The organism is Streptomyces sp. NPDC058464 (assembly GCF_042721035.1).
GTDB lineage: Bacteria > Actinomycetota > Actinomycetes > Streptomycetales > Streptomycetaceae > Streptomyces.
Window position 1 is genome coordinate 138599 of record NZ_JBHXMA010000008.1, and the last position, 17973, is coordinate 156571.

General features: G+C 70.5%; 13 protein-coding genes. 5 read left to right on the forward strand and 8 right to left on the reverse strand.

From position 1 onward, the window contains the following. Positions 1-54 precede the first annotated feature (54 nt). Together ACFWPQ_RS13635 and def are read left to right on the forward strand one after the other, a co-directional pair. Positions 55-861: a C40 family peptidase gene (locus ACFWPQ_RS13635; protein ID WP_384032883.1), complete on the forward strand. Its 807-nt coding sequence runs from the start codon at positions 55-57 to the stop codon at positions 859-861. Between the two features lie 276 nt (positions 862-1137). After that, on the forward strand, positions 1138-1764 hold the full coding sequence (def, locus tag ACFWPQ_RS13640) for a peptide deformylase (RefSeq protein ID WP_384032885.1): 627 nt from the start codon (positions 1138-1140) through the stop codon (positions 1762-1764). 9 nt (positions 1765-1773) lie between these two features. Here def and ACFWPQ_RS13645 read toward each other — a convergent pair whose 3' ends face one another. Beyond that, positions 1774-3057 carry a geranylgeranyl reductase family protein gene (locus ACFWPQ_RS13645; RefSeq protein ID WP_384032886.1) on the reverse strand — a complete coding sequence of 428 codons (1284 nt, stop codon included), beginning with the start codon at positions 3055-3057 and terminating at the stop codon, positions 1774-1776. A 98-nt stretch (positions 3058-3155) separates the two neighbouring features. Here ACFWPQ_RS13645 and ACFWPQ_RS13650 point away from each other — a divergent pair, with 98 nt between their 5' ends. Together ACFWPQ_RS13650 and ACFWPQ_RS13655 are read left to right on the forward strand one after the other, a co-directional pair. Further along, entirely contained in the window at positions 3156-3692 is a 537-nt protein-coding gene (locus ACFWPQ_RS13650; protein ID WP_384032888.1) for a GNAT family N-acetyltransferase, read from the forward strand. 137 nt (positions 3693-3829) lie between these two features. Beyond that, on the forward strand, positions 3830-4111 hold the full coding sequence (locus ACFWPQ_RS13655; protein ID WP_384033216.1) for a PASTA domain protein: 282 nt from the start codon (positions 3830-3832) through the stop codon (positions 4109-4111). Positions 4112-4126: 15 nt separating this feature from the next. Here ACFWPQ_RS13655 and ACFWPQ_RS13660 read toward each other — a convergent pair whose 3' ends face one another. The 4 genes from ACFWPQ_RS13660 to ACFWPQ_RS13675 are packed head-to-tail and all read right to left on the reverse strand — an operon-like array spanning position 4127 to position 9022. Continuing rightward, positions 4127-4822, reverse strand: a complete 696-nt coding sequence (locus ACFWPQ_RS13660; protein ID WP_384032890.1) for a demethylmenaquinone methyltransferase — start codon at positions 4820-4822, stop codon at positions 4127-4129. Positions 4823-4846: 24 nt separating this feature from the next. After that, the gene (locus tag ACFWPQ_RS13665; RefSeq protein WP_384032892.1) at positions 4847-6187 is read right to left on the reverse strand and encodes an acyltransferase; all 1341 of its coding nucleotides are present in this window, start codon (positions 6185-6187) and stop codon (positions 4847-4849) included. Continuing rightward, the gene (locus ACFWPQ_RS13670; protein ID WP_384032893.1) at positions 6187-8622 is read right to left on the reverse strand and encodes a bifunctional polysaccharide deacetylase/glycosyltransferase family 2 protein; all 2436 of its coding nucleotides are present in this window, start codon (positions 8620-8622) and stop codon (positions 6187-6189) included. Before ACFWPQ_RS13670 ends, ACFWPQ_RS13665 begins: the two co-directional genes overlap by 1 nt. A gap of 22 nt (positions 8623-8644) precedes the next feature. Then, positions 8645-9022: a hypothetical protein gene (locus tag ACFWPQ_RS13675; RefSeq protein ID WP_384032895.1), complete on the reverse strand. Its 378-nt coding sequence runs from the start codon at positions 9020-9022 to the stop codon at positions 8645-8647. A 305-nt stretch (positions 9023-9327) separates the two neighbouring features. Here ACFWPQ_RS13675 and ACFWPQ_RS13680 point away from each other — a divergent pair, with 305 nt between their 5' ends. Next, positions 9328-10365, forward strand: coding sequence for a chitinase (locus ACFWPQ_RS13680; protein WP_384032897.1), 1038 nt, complete (start codon positions 9328-9330; stop codon positions 10363-10365). An 87-nt stretch (positions 10366-10452) separates the two neighbouring features. Here ACFWPQ_RS13680 and ACFWPQ_RS13685 read toward each other — a convergent pair whose 3' ends face one another. From ACFWPQ_RS13685 to ACFWPQ_RS13695, 3 genes are read right to left on the reverse strand one after another with little or no spacing between them, the layout of a single operon-like run. Further along, the gene (locus ACFWPQ_RS13685) at positions 10453-10905 is read right to left on the reverse strand and encodes a hypothetical protein (RefSeq protein WP_384032899.1); all 453 of its coding nucleotides are present in this window, start codon (positions 10903-10905) and stop codon (positions 10453-10455) included. Between the two features lie 7 nt (positions 10906-10912). Beyond that, positions 10913-12112: a cyclic dehypoxanthinyl futalosine synthase gene (mqnC, locus tag ACFWPQ_RS13690; RefSeq protein ID WP_384032901.1), complete on the reverse strand. Its 1200-nt coding sequence runs from the start codon at positions 12110-12112 to the stop codon at positions 10913-10915. Between the two features lie 44 nt (positions 12113-12156). After that, the gene (locus tag ACFWPQ_RS13695) at positions 12157-17949 is read right to left on the reverse strand and encodes a WD40 repeat domain-containing protein (protein ID WP_384032903.1); all 5793 of its coding nucleotides are present in this window, start codon (positions 17947-17949) and stop codon (positions 12157-12159) included. Positions 17950-17973: the final 24 nt, after the last annotated feature.

The window sequence follows — 17973 nt, forward strand, 5'->3', positions numbered from 1 at the left end:
GCGCAGCACACGTTTCTTGAAGATATGAAGGAGCCCCTGGTACCAGTTGTTCCCATGTCCCACACCGCTCACATACGCAGCCACCGGAAGCCCCGCCGCAGCGCGACGACGAACATCGCCGTGCGTGCCGGAGTTGCCAGTGGCGTCCTCGGCATGGCAGCGGCGGGCGCGGCCTCGGCGAGCGCCGCCGAACCCGTGACGCAGACGCTCGAACTGCCCACCCTGACGGCCGATCTGGCCACCCAGGTGGCCCAGTCCGCCGACGCCACGCAGCAGGCCGCGGCGAACTACACCCTCCAGGCCGAGCGCAACGAGGCCGCCGCAAATGCCGCGAAGCAGGCAAAGGCGGACCTTGCCGAGGCGAAGCAGAAGGCCGCGGCCAAGAAGAAGAAGGCCGAGGAGGCCCGCAAGGCCGCCGCAGAGCGCGCCGCCTCGCGCAGCGCCGAGCGGACCACCCTGAGCGCCTCCACGAGCTCCAGCAGCTCCACGAGCACGTCCACGGCGACCGGTTCGGCCGCCGCCGTGGTCGCCTTCGTGAAGGCCCAGATCGGTGACGCCTACGTCTCCGGCGGCACGGGCCCCAACTCGTGGGACTGCTCGGGTCTCGTCCAGGCCGCCTTCAAGTCGGTCGGTGTCAGCCTGCCGCGCGTCTCCCAGGACCAGTCGACGCAGGGCACCCAGGTCTCGCTGAGCAACCTCCAGCCCGGCGACATCCTCTACTGGGGCAGCGCCGGCAGCGCCTACCACGTGGCGGTGTACGTCGGCGACGGCATGTTCGTCGGCGCGCAGAACCCCTCCAGCGGCGTCGGTGAGCACCCGCTGTCGTACGACCCGCCGACCGGCGCGGTGCGGGTGCTCTGACCGCCTGGGCAACAACCCGGGCAACAAGGACAACTCAGGCATCGCACAAGCACGGTAGGGCCGCAGCCGCTCGGGGGCAGCGGCCCTTCCGGCGCGCCCGGCACCGGCAGAGGTCACCCCTGCGCCGGCGCCCCCCTTCTCCCGGTTTTCCACAGGTCACGGGCCACTGCGAGGGTTTTCCACAGCCTCGCCCGCGATCCGGTGACTCCTGGGATGCTCGATGCAGGCCGCTCGCAGAGAGCCGGCGGCCCCGAGATCCGAGAAGGAGACACCGCGATGCCACGCGTCTTCGTCCAGGGAAACCCCATGGACCACTACCCCCGGCACGCCCCCGAGGCCCGGCGCGGTTCGGTGCGCCGGATCACCGAGACCGGTGAGGACGTCCTGCACAAGCCGTGCCGTGACGTCACCGAGTTCGGTCCCGACCTCGCCGCACTGATCGACGACATGTTCCTCACCATGTACGTCGCCGAGGGAGCCGGCCTCGCCGCGAACCAGGTCGGGGTCGATCTGCGACTGTTCGTGTACGACTGCCCCGACGACCACGGTGTCCGACATGTCGGACACATCGCCAACCCCGTGCTGGAGGCGCCGAGCCCGGCCGGGCGACGGCTGCTCGACGACAGCGAGGGATGCCTGTCGGTGCCGGGCGCCACGATGGAGGTGCCGCGGCAGGACCGGGCGGTCGTGCACGGACAGGACAAGGAGGGCAATCCGCTCACCCTTGAGGGAACGGGGTATTTCGCCCGCTGCCTGGCGCACGAGACCGACCATGTGAACGGGCGCGTGTATCTCGACCGGCTATCCAAGCGGGAGCGGAAGGAAGCGCTGCGGCAGATGACGGACCGGCGGGAGGACGTCTACGCCCGCCGGGCCGCCAACATCGAGGCGCTCACCTCGTAGCGAGGGCGGTCACGCCTTCGGGGCCACCTTGCTCAGGCCGTTGATGATCCGGTCCATCGCGTCGCCGCCGGTCGGGTCGGTGAGATTCGCGAGGAGCTTCAGGGTGAACTTCATCAGCAGCGGGTGGGTCAGGCCGCGCTGGGCCGCGATCTGCATGACCTTCGGGTTGCCGATGAGCTTCACGAAGGCCCGGCCCAGCGTGTAGTAGCCGCCGTAGGTGTCCTTGAGGACGCGCGGGTAGCGCTGCAGGGCCATCTCGCGCCCGCTGGGGGTGGCCCTCGCGTGGGCCTGGACGATGACGTCGGCGGCGATCTGGCCGGACTCCATGGCGTAGGCGATGCCCTCGCCGTTGAAGGGGTTCACCAGGCCGCCGGCGTCGCCGACGAGGAGCAGGCCGCGCGTGTAGTGGGGCTGGCGGTTGAAGGCCATGGGCAGGGCGGCGCCGCGGATCGGGCCGGTCATGTTCTCGGGGGTGTAGCCCCAGTCCTCGGGCATGGAGGCGCACCAGGCCTTGAGGACCTCGCGCCAGTCCAGTTCCTTGAAGGAGTCGGAGGTGTTCAGGACGCCCAGACCGACGTTGGAGGTGCCGTCGCCCATGCCGAAGATCCAGCCGTAGCCGGGCAGCAGGCGGTCCTGGGGGCCGCGGCGGTCCCAGAGTTCCAGCCAGGACTCCAGGTAGTCGTCCTCGTGGCGGGGGGAGGTGAAGTAGGTCCGGACGGCCACGCCCATCGGGCGGTCCTCGCGGCGGTGCAGGCCCATCGCGAGGGAGAGCCGGGTGGAGTTGCCGTCGGCGGCCACGACGAGCGGCGCGTGGAAGGTGACTTCGCGCTTCTCCTCGCCGAGCTTGGCGTGCACGCCGGTGATCCGGCCGGTGCGCTCGTCGACGATCGGGGCGCCGACGTTGCAGCGCTCGAAGAGGCGGGCGCCCGCCTTCTGCGCCTGGCGGGCGAGCTGTTCGTCGAAGTCGTCGCGTTTGCGGACCAGGCCGTAGTCGGGGAAGGAGGCGAGATCCGGCCAGTCCAGCTGCAGGCGACTGCCGCCGCCGATGATGCGCAGGCCCTTGTTGCGCAGCCAGCCGGCCTCCTCGGAGATGTCGACACCCATGGCGACCAGCTGCTTCACCGCGCGCGGGGTGAGTCCGTCGCCGCACACCTTCTCGCGCGGGAACTCGGTCTTCTCCAGCAGGAGTACGTCCAGACCGGACTTGGCGAGGTGGTACGCCGTCGTGGAGCCGGCTGGCCCCGCGCCGACGACGATGACATCGGCGGTGTTTTCGGAGAGGGGCTCGGTCACGGCAGGGTCTCCCCAAGGCTCGAAATCGCGTGCCGACCGGCACTGGACATGGGCAGTCTATTCAGCGGTACTGATCACCCGGCTGAAGGGCTGCCCCTGTGAACCGAGCTCTCCCCGCGGTACGGCTGCGTGTACCCACGCACGAGGACGCGTTCGCCTGGCATCGGGTGTTCGACGACCCGGAGGTCATGGAGTTCTACGGCGGCAGGTCCGCCGAGCTGTCCGTCTACGAGGAGCTCACCGCCCGCCAGCGCCGGCACGACGCGGAGCTCGGCTTCTGCCTGTGGACGATGACCGACGAGGCCGGAGAGGTCATCGGTTTCACGGGCGCCCAGCCGTGGGCGCCGGACTGGGGCCCCAGGGGCGAGATCGAGATCGGCTGGCGGCTCGGGCGTGCCCACTGGGGCAAGGGGTACGTGACGGCGGCGGCGCACATGACGCTGGGGCGGCTGCGGGCGGCGGGCGTGCCGAACGTGGTGGCGATGGTGCGGCCGGGGAACGAGCGGTCCGTCGCGGTCACCCGGCGCCTCGGGATGGAACCGGCCGGGACGTTCCCGCACCCGCGGCTCCCCGAGGAGGCGCTCTGCTTCCGGCTCGACCTGCGGGGCGACAGCACAGTCGATTACACAGAGTAACGATCTGTTACAGAAAGACACTTGGCGCTTCCGGCCGCCATGTGCCGGGGGTTACCCTTCCAGTACCGCTGGGGGTGACATCTGTGCAAATAACACCCAAAACACCCGAAGTGCGCGTGCCACGGCTGGTCGGCCTGATGGCCGTGGACGCGCGCGAGACCGCCCGGGCGCGAGGCCTGTTCCTCAACGCGCCGGACCGGCCGGACTTCCATCTCACGGTCGTCGAGTACGTCGTACGCCAGTTCCCACAGCCCGGTGCCGAGGTGCCGCAGGACTCGATGGTGTACGTGTGGTTCGACTTCGGTGAGGGCGAGGGCGGCGGGGGCGTGCGCGAGCCACGCATCCCGCGGCCGCCGACGGGCGGACTGCAACGGGAGCTGGACCGGCCCGGGGACGCCTTCGAGGTGAGCAGCCTGTGAGTCCCTGGTCGGGGCTCAGGCCTCCTTGAAGCCCCGGTGCAGGGCGACGATCCCGCCGGTGAGGTTGCGCCAGGCCACCTGCGACCAGCCCGCCTCGCGCAGCCGTCCGGCCAGGGCGGGCTGGTCGGGCCAGGCGCGGATGGACTCGGCGAGGTAGACGTAGGCGTCCGGGTTGGAGGAGACCACGCGGGCGACCGGCGGCAGTGCGCGCATCAGGTACTCGGTGTAGACGGTCCGGAAGGGCGCCCAGGTCGGGTGCGAGAACTCGCAGATCACGACCCGGCCGCCGGGCCGCGTCACCCGGTACATCTCGCGCAGGGCCGCGTCGGTGTCCTGGACGTTGCGCAGCCCGAAGGAGATCGTCACGGCGTCGAAGGTGTCGTCGCCGAACGGCAGCCGGGTGGCGTCCCCCGCGGTGAAGGGCATCCAGGCGTTGCGCCGCTTGCCGACCTGGAGCATCCCCAGGGAGAAGTCGCAGGGCACGACGTAGGCACCGGCCCGGACGAACGGCTGGGAGGAGGTGCCCGTGCCGGCCGCCAGGTCCAGGATCTTCTGGGCGGGGCGCGCGTCGACCGCCTTGGCGACCTCCTTCCGCCACTGCCGGTCCTGGCCCAGCGACAGGACGTCGTTGGCCAGGTCGTACCGTTCCGCCACGTCGTCGAACATCGAGGCGACTTCGTGCGGCTGCTTGTTCAGGGAAGCGCGGGTCACGCTCGCCATTCTTGCAGCACGCCCTCAGGGGAGAAGCTTCGGCTTCTTCTTCGCGGCCACGTCCTCCACCCAGCCGCACGCCACGACGAACACCGCGATCAGGATCCAGCCGACGCCGAACATGAACCACTGGCTGTCCAGCGGGAGCCACTTCTCGAACGCGGGCACGTTCCACATCTGGTCGATCAGCGGGACCGCGAGGACCAGGGCGATCTCGTGCCAGAGGTAGATCGTCACCGCGCGGGCGTTGAAGATCGTGACCGTCCGGTCGAGCTTCTTGTAGCGGGTCAGCCAGGCGAAGTCGATCTTGAAGTACGCCTTCGCCCACATCAGCAGCATCACGAACCCGGCCGACCAGAAGGCCTGTGCGAGGGGGTTCTCGTCCAGGTCGTAGGTGCCGAAGTCGGCCTGGTGCGAGAAGGCGTACCAGCCGCCGTAGCCGACGGCGGCGAGCGAGCCGACGACCACCAGGGCCGGCTTCATCCGCTGGAGCACGCCGTCGCGGTGCGCGAAGCCGAGGATCCAGCAGAAGAGGTACGTCGACAGGTCCCACAGGGCGCTGCCGAAGCGGTTGTCGGGGCCGGACCAGACGAAGTTCAGGACCAGGATCGGGGCCAGCGACGCCAGGAGCACCGGGATCGGCGCCTTGCGGAAGATCCACAGCAGGGCCGGGGAGAGGAGGACGAACCAGAGGTACGTGCGCAGGTACCAGAGGATCTCCCAGGCCTGCTCGCCCCACGCGTTGCCCGGCGGGTCGCCGAGCGGCACGATCCAGTAGACGATCTGCCAGCCCGGCATCCAGTCGTGGATCAGCATCGCCAGCACGACGAAGAAGCCCCAGAACCAGAAGGGCGGGAGGAGGCGGCGGAGCCGGCTCCTGACCACCTTGAGCGCCGGGCGCTCCAGGGACTTCGCCATGAGGGTGCCGGCGAGGCCGAACATGATGCCCATGGAGGGGAACACCATGCCGCACCAGGCCCAGCCGAAGGTGTGGTAGGTGACGACCCTTATGAGGGCGACGGCGCGGAGGGTGTCGAAGTACCGGTCCCTTGCAGGGGGCTTGGGCCGAGAGAGGTCGGTGTCCTTGGCGTCAGTTGTTTCCGTGCCCGGCGCTTTGGGCTGTGCCCACCCGTTCCGCCCTGCGGAAGGATTGCCCACAGCAGTTGAGTCGGGTGCCGGTTGCGGTTGCGGCTCCGGTTCCACCAGGGGCAGGGGGGCCGTCTGGTCAGGTGCCGGGGTGTAGCCGTAGTCGGTGTACTGCTGCTGTTGCGGGTACGGCTGCTGGGCGTACTGGGGCTGGCCGTAGGGGCCGTAGTCGTAGCCGTTGTAGTTCTGCTGGTACGGGTTCTGCTGGTCCCAGGTCATCAGCTGCTCACCCCCGCCGGGGTGCCGACCTCGCCCGTGCGCTTGAGTTTCTGCCAGCGCAGGCGGCCGCCGGTGAGGGCGGTGATGCAGGAGTGGATGAGGACGAGGTACATCATCTGACGGTAGGCCAGCTGCTGCAGCGGCATCATCGCGAGGTAGCGGTACTTCTCCTTGTCCAGGCGGAACGCGTAGGCCGCGCAGGCCAGTTGGATGCAGAGGACGGCGAGCCAGGCGAGCAGGGCCGCCTCGAAGTCGACGAAGATCATCGAGTAGATCGTGAAGACGTCGATGAGCGGGGCGAAGACCGGGGTGACGATCTGGAAGAGGACGACCAGGGGCATGCCGACGCGGCCGAAGCGGCCCGACGGGCCCTTGTCCGTCAGGGACTTGCGGTGCTTCCACAGGGCCTGCATGGTGCCGTAGGACCAGCGGTAGCGCTGGGACCACAGCTGCTTCAGCGAACCGGGCGCCTCCGTCCAGGCCTTGGCGTGCTCCTGGTAGACGACCCGCCAGCCCGCGCGGTGCATGGCGATGGTGATGTCGGTGTCCTCGGCGAGGGTGTCCTCGCTCATGCCGCCGACCTCCAGGACCGCCTCGCGGCGGAAGGCGCCGATCGCGCCGGGGATCGTCGGCATGCAGCGCAGCAGGTCGTACATGCGCCGGTCGAGGTTGAAGCCCATCACGTACTCGATGTGCTGCCAGGCGCCGATGATCGTGTTGCGGTTGCCGACCTTGGCGTTGCCGGCGACCGCGCCGACCTCGGGGTCGGCGAACGGCTGCACGAGGTGCCGTACGGTGTCCGGCTCGAAGACGGTGTCGCCGTCCATCATCACGACGATGTCGTAACTGGCGTTGCGCACCCCGTTGTTGAGGGCGGCCGGCTTGCCCGCGTTCTCCTGGCGGATGACCCGGACGTTGGGCATGCCGAGCTTGTCGGCGGCGGCGCGGGCGATCTCCGAGGTGCCGTCCGTGGAACCGTCGTCGACGACGATGACCTCGATCGGATGGGTGCTCTGCGCCAGCGACTCCAGGGTGTTGGCGATGCACTCCTTCTCGTTGTAGGCCGGGACGATCACGCTCACCGGTCTGGTGACCGTCGCCCCCCAGCTGAACCGGCGTTTGTTGCGCAGCCGGTAGTGGCGGCGGGCGATGAGCAGCATCATCCCGAAGCGGCCCATGACCGCGACGCCGACGACGAACAGCAGAGCGGAGAGGACCGGGAGAGCCCACTCGGCTATCGCGACCGCCACGATCAGCGCCTTGCCCTCGTAGAGGGTCATGCCGCTGGCCGTGCGATGGGCGGCCTGGAGGCGGGAGACGGTGGCGGCGCCGGTGCCGGTGCCGGTGCCTGTGCCGCCGTTGGGGGCGGTGCCGCCCTCTCCGTTCGGTCCGGTGCCGTTCGGGGCGGTACCGGTGCCGGTGCCGGGCTGGGAGCCGGTCCCGGTCCCGGTGCCGGTGCCGGTGCCGGTGCCGGTCACGCCGGCCTCGGTGAGCCCGGTGGTGGTCTGGCCGCTGGAGCCGGTGCTCGCGGCGGCGGCCTGCCGGCCCGCGGTGTTCCGCTTCTCGATGACGCCGCTGATGGTGGTGAAGGTGTAGCCCTTCGCCTTCATCTTCTTGATGTACTGCGGCAGCGCCTTGATCGTCTGCGAGCGCTCGCCACCGGCGTCGTGGAAGAGGACCGAGGCGCCCTTGGTGCCGCTCGGCGTCGCCCACTTGACGATCTTCGAGACGCCCGGCTTCTTCCAGTCGTCGCTGTCGGTGTCGACGAAGACGCTGGTGTAGCCCTCGTCTCCGAGCTTCTTGTAGACCGGCCAGCTGTAGTTGTCGATGGCGTCGGTCTCGGAGGAGTACGGCGCACGGAAGAGGGTCGTGGTGATGCCGGCCGCGCCCGCCAGCGCGAGCTGCGTCTGCTGCATCTCGCGGTTGACGCGGGCGTCGCTCTGGTAGGACAGGTCGACGTGCGTGAACGTGTGGATGCCGACCTCGTTGCCCTGCTGGACCATCGTCTTCACGATGCTCGGGTAGCGCGACACCATCGAGCCGACCAGGAAGAACGTGGCGGGCACGTCGTACTGCTCGAGGATCTTGAGGACCTGCGGGGTGTAGGTCGGGTTCGGGCCGTCGTCGAAGGTGAGGGCGATGGTCTTGGAGGGGACCGAGACGGTGGTCGCCTGGCCGCCCCGGAAGGTGAGGATCGGGCCGCCGTCGAGGACCTTGTCCGGCACCTTGCTGGAGCTGGCGCCGGTGCGGACCCGCTGGTCGCCGCCGACCTCTGCGCGCAGATAGCCGTCGAGCAGCATCACGCAGGTCAGCGCCAGCAGGAGCAGCAGCGCGAGGATGACACGTGGTTTCTGCAGCGCCGCGGCCCTGCCCGCCGCCCGCTCGATGCGGGAGGGGGCGCGCCTGCGGCCGCGTGAGGACGTCGGTGTAGTCATGGGGAGAGGCCTGCGTTTCCGGTCAGTCGGCGGTGGCGGATGCGGAGGCGGACGAGGTGGCGGCGGTCGAGGGCAGCGACGACGGGCGGCCGCTGGGCACGCCGGCCTGACGGCCGATGCCGCCCTGCGGTCCCACGCCGCCGGGGGCGTTGCCGGCGCGCGCGAAGTCCGGGATCAGCGAGTCCGGGGTGAGCGAGGTTCCCCAGCCCATGAAGGCGGCGCCGAGCACTCCCGTGTAGGCGAGGCAGACGACGCCGAGGAGGAGGCCGACCCGCCGCAGCGCCTTGGACCGGCGCCCGGAGGAGTCGACGAACACGGGCCCCTCGGCAGACCCGTTGCCTTGTTTGCGGCGGCGACCGCGCACGGTGGCGCGGCTTTCGATGGCAGGCTCGGATTGCATTCCCCGGATATTAGGGAGTCTTTATGTGATCGTCTTCGGGGTTCTTGTGAAGTGCCCATGAGAAACCCCTTAACCTGTCTTTTCACTGAGAGATTCTGTGAACACCTGCGGTGGTGGTCGAGGATGGGAAACCACCTGAACATCCCTTTCGCGCCGCACCTTTTGCCCTCTTCACGCCCTTCGTTCCATGAGGTTTCTATGTATTGACCGGACCGTTGAACACCATGACCGTGTGAGACGTTTTCCTTTGGAATCAGGCTTTGTTTCGAGCCTGAGACACAAATCACGAGAGCGGGTGCATCTTAATGCGGAGTTTCCTCAGGCCGGCTGCTGGGCTTACCTGCCTGTTTGCCATGGCAGTGGCGGGGTGCTCCTCGGGCTCCGACGGCACGTCGGACGCGGCGCCCGCACCGTCGAAGAAGGCGTCCGCCTCCGCGAGTGAGGCCGACGACTCGGACGGGTCCAGCACGTCGTACGCGCCCTACGTCAGCGCGACGGAGGCCGCCGACACGGACGACGCCGGGTCGCCCGCCACGTACAACCTCGCGTTCGTGATCGCCAGCGGCAGCAGCTGCACGCCGGCGTGGAACGGGACGGAGGCGATCGGCGACTCGGCCGTGAAGTCCCGCATCTCCAAGCTGAAGGAGGACGGCGCGACGGTCCGGGTGTCCTTCGGCGGGGCCTCCGGGAAGGAGCTGGCGACGACGTGCTCCAGCGCGTCGAAACTCGCCGCCGCCTACGGTGCCGCGCTGGACGCCGCGGGCTCCACGCAGGCCGACTTCGACATCGAGGGCGACACGCTGACCGACTCCGACTCGGTCGCGCTGCGGTCGGAGGCGATCGCGCTGCTCCAGAAGGAACGGCCGGACCTGGAGGTCTCCTTCACGCTGCCCGTGATGCCGTCGGGGCTCGACTCCGACAGCCTCGCGCTGCTGGAGTCGGCCAACAAGTACGACGTGCAGGTCTCGACGGTCAACATCATGACCATGAACTACGGCGAGTCGTACGACGGGGACATGGGCGACTACGCGGTCACCTCGGCGAAGGCCACGCACACGCAGCTGAAGAAGGTGTTCGGGCTGTCGGACGCGGGGGCGTGGGGCGGGATGGCGCTGACCTCGATGATCGGGGTGAACGACGTCGACGGGGAGACGCTCTCGCTGTCCGACGCGAAGGATGTGCGGGCGTTCGCGGAGGAGGAGGGGGTCGCGTGGGTGTCGATGTGGTCGACGTTCCGGGATGTGCAGTGTGAGGACGGGACTGCTTCGCAGGACGACGCGGCGACCGACTGCAGCGGGGTGACTCAGAGTTCGGGGGCGTTTGGGGAGGCGTTCGCCGGTTGAGTGTCGTCTGCGGGTGGGTGGGGGCTGGTCGCGCCCACGCGGCGGAGCCGCATGTTGATACAGCCCCGCGCCCCTGTCGGGGCGCTCCTACTTACGCCTGTGGACAAGGCGGCCCGCGCACACCGTGGCGATGCACTCCCCCGCCTCGTCGAACACCGCCAGGTCGGCTCGGGCGGACTCCGCGATCGCGGGGTTGCGGGGCGCGTCCGGAAGCACCGCCACGTCGTTGCGGTCCGCCGCCGCTCGCAGTTCGGGGGAGTCGACGTACCGGTCCAGGACCGCGGTCGCGCCCCGCTTCAGTACCGCGTGCACGCGCTCCCGTGGGCTGGGGGCGGCCGGGAGGGGGCCCTCGTGGACGCGGGCGGGGCCCAGGGCGCCGCCCGGCCAGCTGCGGACCCGTGCTCGTGGGAAGCGCCCGCGCAGGTCCTCGTACGGGCCCACGGCGGCGATCCGGTCCTGTACGACGGCCACCGCGCCGTTCTCGACCGGCTCGGCGTCCCAGGTCACGAAGACCCGGTCCGCCGTGTGAATCGTCTCCACCCGTGCCTCAGTTGGAGGCGAGGAGCTTCAGCTCGGGGTGGGCGGTGCCGCCCTCGATCGCGGTGGAGGAGATGTGGGACATCACCCGCTCGTCGACCGGGTCGTTCGCCGGGTCGTCGTGGACGACGAGGTGCTCGTACGTCGTGGCGCGCTGCGCCGGGACGCGGCCCGCCTTGCGGATCAGGTCGATGATCTCCAGGCGGTTGGAGCGGTGCTTGGCGCCGGCGGAGGAGACCACGTTCTCCTCCAGCATGATCGAGCCGAGGTCGTCCGCGCCGTAGTGGAGGGAGAGCTGGCCGACCTCCTTGCCGGTGGTCAGCCAGGAGCCCTGGATGTGGGCGACGTTGTCCATGAAGAGGCGGGCGATGGCGATCATCCGCAGGTACTCGAAGAGCGTGGCCTGGGTGCGGCCCTTCAGGTGGTTGTTCTCGGGCTGGTAGGTGTACGGGATGAAGGCGCGGAAGCCGCCCGTACGGTCCTGGACGTCCCGGATCATGCGCAGGTGCTCGATGCGCTCGGCGTTGGTCTCGCCCGTGCCCATGAGCATGGTGGAAGTGGACTCGACGCCCAGGTTGTGGGCCGTCTCCATGATCTCCAGCCAGCGCTCGCCGGACTCCTTGAGGGGCGCGATGGCCTTGCGGGGGCGCGCGGGGAGGAGCTCCGCGCCGGCGCCCGCGAAGGAGTCCAGGCCGGCCTCGTGGATGCGGGTGATGGCCTCCTCGACGGAGACGCCGGAGATCCGGGCCATGTGCTCGACCTCGGAGGCGCCCAGGGAGTGGATCACCAGCTGCGGGAACGCGTCCTTGATCGCCTTGAAGTGCTTCTCGTAGTACTCGACGCCGAAGTCGGGGTGGTGGCCGCCCTGGAACATGATCTGCGTGCCGCCGAGTTCGACCGTCTCCGCGCAGCGGCGCAGGATGTCGTCGAGGTCGCGGGTCCAGCCCTTGGCGGTGTCCTTGGGAGCCGCGTAGAAGGCGCAGAACTTGCACGCCGTGACGCACACGTTCGTGTAGTTGATGTTGCGCTCGATGATGTACGTCGCGATGTGCTCGGTACCGGCGTACCGGCGGCGGCGTACGGCGTCGGCGGCGGCGCCCAGCGCGTGCAGCGGGGCGTCGCGGTAGAGGTCGAGCGCCTCCTCGGGCGTGATGCGTCCGCCCGCCGCGGCACGGTCGAGGACAGACTGGAGGTCGGCCTTCTCGGTCACCAGGGCTTTCCCTTCGGCAGGGGTCGTGGACGGACCCCGCCAGCCTACGCCAGCCGCTCCGGCAGGTCGGCCTCGGTACGGCCGAGCACGATCTGGTCGAAGAGGGCACCACCGCCGTCCGTGCGCACGCCGAGCTGAGTGATCTTCTTCAGCCTGCCGGTGCTCGCCGCCCACAGGTCCACGCGGACGGTCCGCCAGCCGTCGGCCGGGAACTCGTCGGCCGGGACCGTCAGCTGGGTCAGCACGGTGTCGGGGGACGTCCACTTCGAGATCCCGGCGTTCACCCCGAAGTACTGGTCGTCGCCGTCCGCCTCCGGGCTGCCGCCGGGCCCCAGCCGCAGGCCGATCCCGGTGGTCTCGGGGCCGAGCGCCTTCCAGGCGAACTGGAGGTACCGGTACTGGGCCGGCGTGCTCGGGTGCGCCACGATCTCGAAGTTCCAGTCGTGCATCGTGTCCAGGAAGAAGAGGCCGTGCCGGATGGGGTACTGGGCGTCCGGCAGCGCCACGGGCACCCGCAGGCACCGGTGGCCTGCGTACGCGCCGCCCTCCTGGATGTCGACGATGTGCGGGCCGTCGAGCAGGAGGTCCGCCATGTCGTCCACGCGGTCGTCGAAGAGGACGGCGAGAGCCCTGTTCTCCACCACGTCCCGGTGGGAGGGGCCGAGGACCTTGCCGTGGAGGACCAGTTCGCCGAGCCGGAGATTGCCGGCCGGCCAGGTGGAGCCGCCGGTCGTGACGAACCGGAAGCGTCCGGAGTGCAGCGGCGGCTCGACGGCGTGGCTGTGCAGGGCCTGGTCGGAGAGGAGCATCGGACCGTCCCGCCAGGCGCCGGCCCGGGCGTCCCACCACTGGAGCAGGACGTCCCGCAGCCAGGACTCGGGGTGCGCGGGGTCCTCGGCGATCGTGATGCCGGTCAGCTCCAGCTGGTAGCGGAAGGTGTCCACCGTGAAGAGGAAGCGGTGGTCCGAGCCGGTGGCTCCCATGCTGTTCAGGAGCGTCCGGTTCAGCCACGGTCCGGCGGGCGGATCGGCGCTGCCGTCGGTGAGGAGGCCGAAGACCTCGTCCGGGTCCTGGGTCATGCCACGATCCGGATCGACCGTCCTCATGCCGAGATAGGCGTGCGTCTGCGGCAGGAGGTTGGGCGTCAGCGGGTAGGCCTCGGACCGCGCGTTGCCCCAGTGCGCCCGCACCACCGGCACCGGGTCCGGGGCCCGCAGCTTCGACCGGATGTCCGTCTCCTCGGGGATCAGCCGGGTCCGCCAGCGCTCCTCCAGGTCGGCGCCGTAGCGGATGACCGTGCCCATCCAGGTGGCCGCCAGCAGATCGCCGCCCGGCAGCCAGGCCGGCACCGGGAGGGCGCGCAGGTCGGTCGCGGTCAGCAGGGCCCCGTCGCGGTCGAGCACGGACAGGGTGCCGAGTTCGCTGCCCACGGCGATCCGGGTGCCGTCGGGCGAGACGCGCGGGCGGCGCAGGAAGTCGTCCCCGGTGTACGTCCACAGCAGCCCGCCCCCGGTGTCGAAGGCACGGAGCTGGTTGCCGGTGGTGACCGCGAGGAAGGAGCCGTCGGCGGCTAGGGACAGCTCGCTCGCCGCGGTGGGGAGGGTGTGGGCGAGGGCGCCGTCCCGGATCACGAACACCCGGCCGCCGTCGGCCTCGGACGCGATCACGGCCGTCCGCCGGTCACCGCTGACGGCCGCGGCGCCGAAGGCACCGCCGAGGCTCCCGCTCGCGGTGGTGGCGAAGGTCCACAGGGTGTGGCCGTCCGCCGCCGAGAGACCGGTGACCGTGTCGGCGGCGAAGGTGATCAGGGTGTCGTCGTCGAGGGCGAGGAGGCGCAGCGGGGTGCGGCGGTTCTCCGTCCACCAGGGGTGCGTCCACTTCTCGCGCCCCTCCTCGTCCCACACCGCGAGGCCCAGGTCTCCGCAGGAGGCGGTCCACGAACCGTCGGGCGCCATCGCGAAGTTGTTCAGCCCGTAGTCGTAACCCCACTCGCTCTTCGACCAGTCGGTGGCCTTCTTGGGGAGGCCGAACAGGGCGTACCGGCGCTGTGCCCGTCCTGCGGAGTCCAGTTGGTAGAGGTGGTAGCCCTCGGCGGAGTCGAGGTCGAAGCCCTGGGCGGCGAAGCCGTCGGGGCGGGCGGTGGGGGCGTAGGCGAAGTGGTGGCCGACCCGCTGCCGCCAGCGGGTGCGGCCGGTGGCGAGGTCGAGGCCGTAGAGGTTGTGGTCCCAGTCGAAGGTGTTGAGGGCGGCGGTGCGGCCGTCCGCGGAGACCGCGATGTCCCGGACGTGCGGGCCGAATCCGTCCTCGGAGGCGGTCGGCAGCGGGTCGTGCAGCAGCGGGACGATCGCGTAGAGCCGGGCCGGTACGGTCCGCAGGTCCGCCGTGAAGACGCCGTCGAGCAGCGAGACCGGTGTGCCGGTGAGCACGTCGACGACGTGGTGCAGCAGGGGCAGCCGTACCTTCAACCGCGCCTGCACGGGCAGCCGTTGGGCGCAGAGCAGCCCCACCCGCCAGGCGGTCTCCGGCTCCCAGTCGGGCCTGGTGTTGTTGACGGCCCAGATGTACGTGATGTCCCCGGCCGTCCGCTCGCTGAGCAGCACCTCGGGGTTGTCGCACTCGGCGACCGGCGGGACGGCGGCCAGCGCCCCGGCGACGGCGGCGCCCTGCGCGAGGAAGGCGCGGCGCAGGCGGTAGTAGGAGGTGTCGTCGCCCTGCCAGGCCGGTTCCCGTTTGAGGTCGACCTGGTCGAACCCGAAGCCGAGCGGACGGAAGGCGGTGCGGTACTTGGGGTGGCAGGTGTCGTCGGCGTACACGTTCGCCTGCACGGCCCGGAGTGCCTCGTCCAGTGGTGGGTCCAGGTCGACCTCCTGGCCCACGAGCAGGACGGCCTGGTAGCCGCGCAGCACGTCGGCGGTGGCGTCCTCGGTGTTGTCCTCGGTGTTGTCCTCGGCGATGTCACCGGCGATGTCCTCGGTGAAGACGAAGGACGCGGGGCGGTGGGCGTGGAGGCAGGCGTTGTAGGCGTCGTAGAGGCGGGCGAAGTAGAGGCTGGCGAACCAGCCGCCCTCGTTGGTCTCCAGGCGCAGCATCCGGGTGGAGACGACGATCGCGATCCGGTCGGCGCTGCGGGCGCCCGCGACGGTCGGGGCGAGGCGGGCGATCAGGTCGAACGCGGCGCGCTGGACCGAGGTCTTGCCCGCCCCTCCGGAGCGCGGCTCGCCGCGTTTCCAGCCGCTGCCGACGGTGCGTTCCGCGTAGGCGGTGACCGGTTCGACCTGGCGGACGCCCTCGTCGGGGACCAGGCCGGTGCCGTTCGGGCCGCGCAGCACCTGCTGGAACAGCGTCGGCAGGATCATCCCGCCGGTGCCGTCGTCGTTGGACAACTCCGGGTGGCCCCAGGCCGGTTTGCCCGGCCGCCGGTAGAAGTCGACCATGTGGGCGGTGGCCAGCATCACCTGGATCTGCTCGCCCTGGTAGTGCAGGTCGACCTCGTCGGCCTGGGCGAACAGCAGCGGGGGCACGGTCTGGGGCTGCCGGTAGGGCGGGGTCAGAGCGGTGGTCAGGGCGGTGGTCCGGCCGGCGGACGCGCTGTCGAGCGCCTTGCGGAACTCCTCCGCCGCCGTCGGCTTCAGCGTGACCGAGCGGTCGGTCACGGTGTCGAGCACGGGCGCCCAGGCCGGGTCGCCGGCGGCGATGGCCTGCAGCCGGTCGTCGTACCCCGTACGTTCCGTCTCGCTCTCCGCGGCGGCCACGCCCACCGGGCCGTTCCACCAGTTGGCGGCCCAGGTCCAGCCGCGGAAGGCGGCGTACGCGGCGAGCCGGTCGGTGGTCGTGGTGAGGTCGTTCACCAGTGTGGGCAGGTCGCGGCTCTCGAAGTTCTTCGGCCAGTTCAACGGCAGGAAGGCGTCGTTGAAGAGGAGGACCGCCTGTTCCTCGATGCCGTACGCGCCGTATCCCGCGATGGTCCGGCGGCCCACGTCCTCGAAGACGGCCTTCTGCCAGTGCACCGCGGCCGGTGACCTCTGCAGCCTGCCGACGATCTCGCCGTCGGCGGGGTAGTCGGCGGAGAAGGTGTGCCCCCAGGTCACGCCGAGCCGGTCGACGGCGAGATTGAGACCGAGCGCCCGCACCCTGGCCAGGTGGGCCTGGACCAGGTCCGGCAGGTCCGCGAGGCGCGGCAGCCTGGCGGTGACCGGATCCTTCACGGCCTCGCGGGGGTCGACGGGAAAGCAGGCGTGGTTGGGGGCGTAGATGTCGGAGTACAGGGTGAGATGGAAGTCCGGCCTGCTCGCCAGTCCCGGCCCGATCTCCAGGTACTGCGCGGCGACCGTGAAGCCGGCCGGCGCATCGGCGTCGACGACGTACCGTCCGGGCTCCAGGGCCGCGGTGGTCTTGGGCCCGATGACCAGCCGGCCGGCACCCCCGGCGTCCAGGGTGACGCCGTCCCACGCCCGGACCTCGGACCCCGCTCGCGTCAGCGCGACCCGTACGGCGGTCGGCAGCGGCACCCCCGAGGCCGCCCGCGCCGCGATCGCGACGGTGACGGCCTCGCCGCGGCCGTAGTGGAGGCGGTTGAGATTGACCGGCGGCTTGTCGGCGCCGTTCTTGTCCTTGTCGACACGGCAGCTCATCAGGGACAGCGAGCCGCGCTCCGCGCCCTGCGGTCGGATCTCGACGACGCCGTCCAGGACGTACTCGGACAGGCGTCCGGCGACGTCCGGCGACACGCGCACCTGGTACAGCCCGCGGGCGTCGGCGGGCGGGGTCACCGTGCCGCCGGACAACGGGAGTTCGGTGAACTCCGGCAGGCCGAGCGGGCGCAGCCAGACCCGGAAGCGCGGCCGGCCGGCCCACCTGCCCGGGGTGTGGGTGACGGTCAGGGGCACGGGCGTGCCGGCGGTCCACACGTCGGCGTCGTACTGCGCGCTCAGCCGCTCGACGTCGGCGGGCACCCGGTCCCGGTCGAGCGCGGTGCCGCTCGCGACGTCGTACACCTCGACCAGGTCGAGGGGGTCGTTCCGCTTGACGTGGTACTTCTCGTCGCGGACCCGCAGATGCTGTACCTCGTAGCCGTCGGCGGGCAGCGCGATGGTGCCCGCCGTGTACTGCTTCTGCCCCTTGCTCCCGGGCGGGTAGATCCGCAGCTCCTGCCTGCCCTGGCCCTTGACGATCACATGGAGGTCGCCGTTCGCCTTCGCGTCGAAGCCGCCGAAGAGCCCGCCCGAGACCTTGACCTCGTCGTACCAGAGGAGTCGCCCCCGGAGGTCGGTGGCGCAGAGGATGCCGGAGGCGCCGTTCCCCGCCTTGGACCACGCGGTGTAGATGCGGTCGGCGTTCTCCGCCACGCGCAGGCCGACGGCTGTCCTGTTCGAGACGGCGTCGTCCGGCAGTCCGGTGAGGGGGATCTCCTGGCTCAGGGTGGCGTCGGGGTTCAGCCTGAGCACGCGCCGCCGGTGCTGGTCGAGGGCGTAGAAGGCGCCGGACTCGGCCGCCTCGATGCCGGACGGCGAGGTGTAGCCGAGGGTGTCGTCGGCGGCGAAGTCGTCGTAGTGGCCGAGCTCGGCGAAGTCCGCGTCGTAGAAGACGATCCGGTGCTGGAAGTGGTGCTCGGCGATGGCGATCACCCCGGCCGCGTTGGCCGTGACGGCGAGCGCGGCGGCACCGACCCGGACGAAACGCCGGGTGCCGTCCGAGCCCAGCCGCAGCAGCCGGCCGTCGGGCGTGCCGCCGGTGACCAGGTAGCGGTTCCCGTCCCGGCCGTACCCCAGTTTCAGGTTCGGCACGTCGAAGACGGGGTGGTACCGGGACACGACCTGCTCGATCTTCCTTGCGCCCACTGCGGCTCTCCCCCGCTCGCGCCG

Coding starts and splice junctions, on each gene's coding strand:
- ACFWPQ_RS13655 (WP_384033216.1), top strand. CDS start 3,830: ATGGCCGTGGACGCGCGCGAGACCGCCCGGGCGCGAGGCCTGTTCCTC.
- ACFWPQ_RS13665 (WP_384032892.1), bottom strand. CDS start 6,187: ATGACCTGGGACCAGCAGAACCCGTACCAGCAGAACTACAACGGCTAC.
- ACFWPQ_RS13670 (WP_384032893.1), bottom strand. CDS start 8,622: ATGACTACACCGACGTCCTCACGCGGCCGCAGGCGCGCCCCCTCCCGC.
- ACFWPQ_RS13635 (WP_384032883.1), top strand. CDS start 55: ATGTCCCACACCGCTCACATACGCAGCCACCGGAAGCCCCGCCGCAGC.
- def (WP_384032885.1), top strand. CDS start 1,138: ATGCCACGCGTCTTCGTCCAGGGAAACCCCATGGACCACTACCCCCGG.
- ACFWPQ_RS13680 (WP_384032897.1), top strand. CDS start 9,328: ATGCGGAGTTTCCTCAGGCCGGCTGCTGGGCTTACCTGCCTGTTTGCC.
- ACFWPQ_RS13675 (WP_384032895.1), bottom strand. CDS start 9,022: ATGCAATCCGAGCCTGCCATCGAAAGCCGCGCCACCGTGCGCGGTCGC.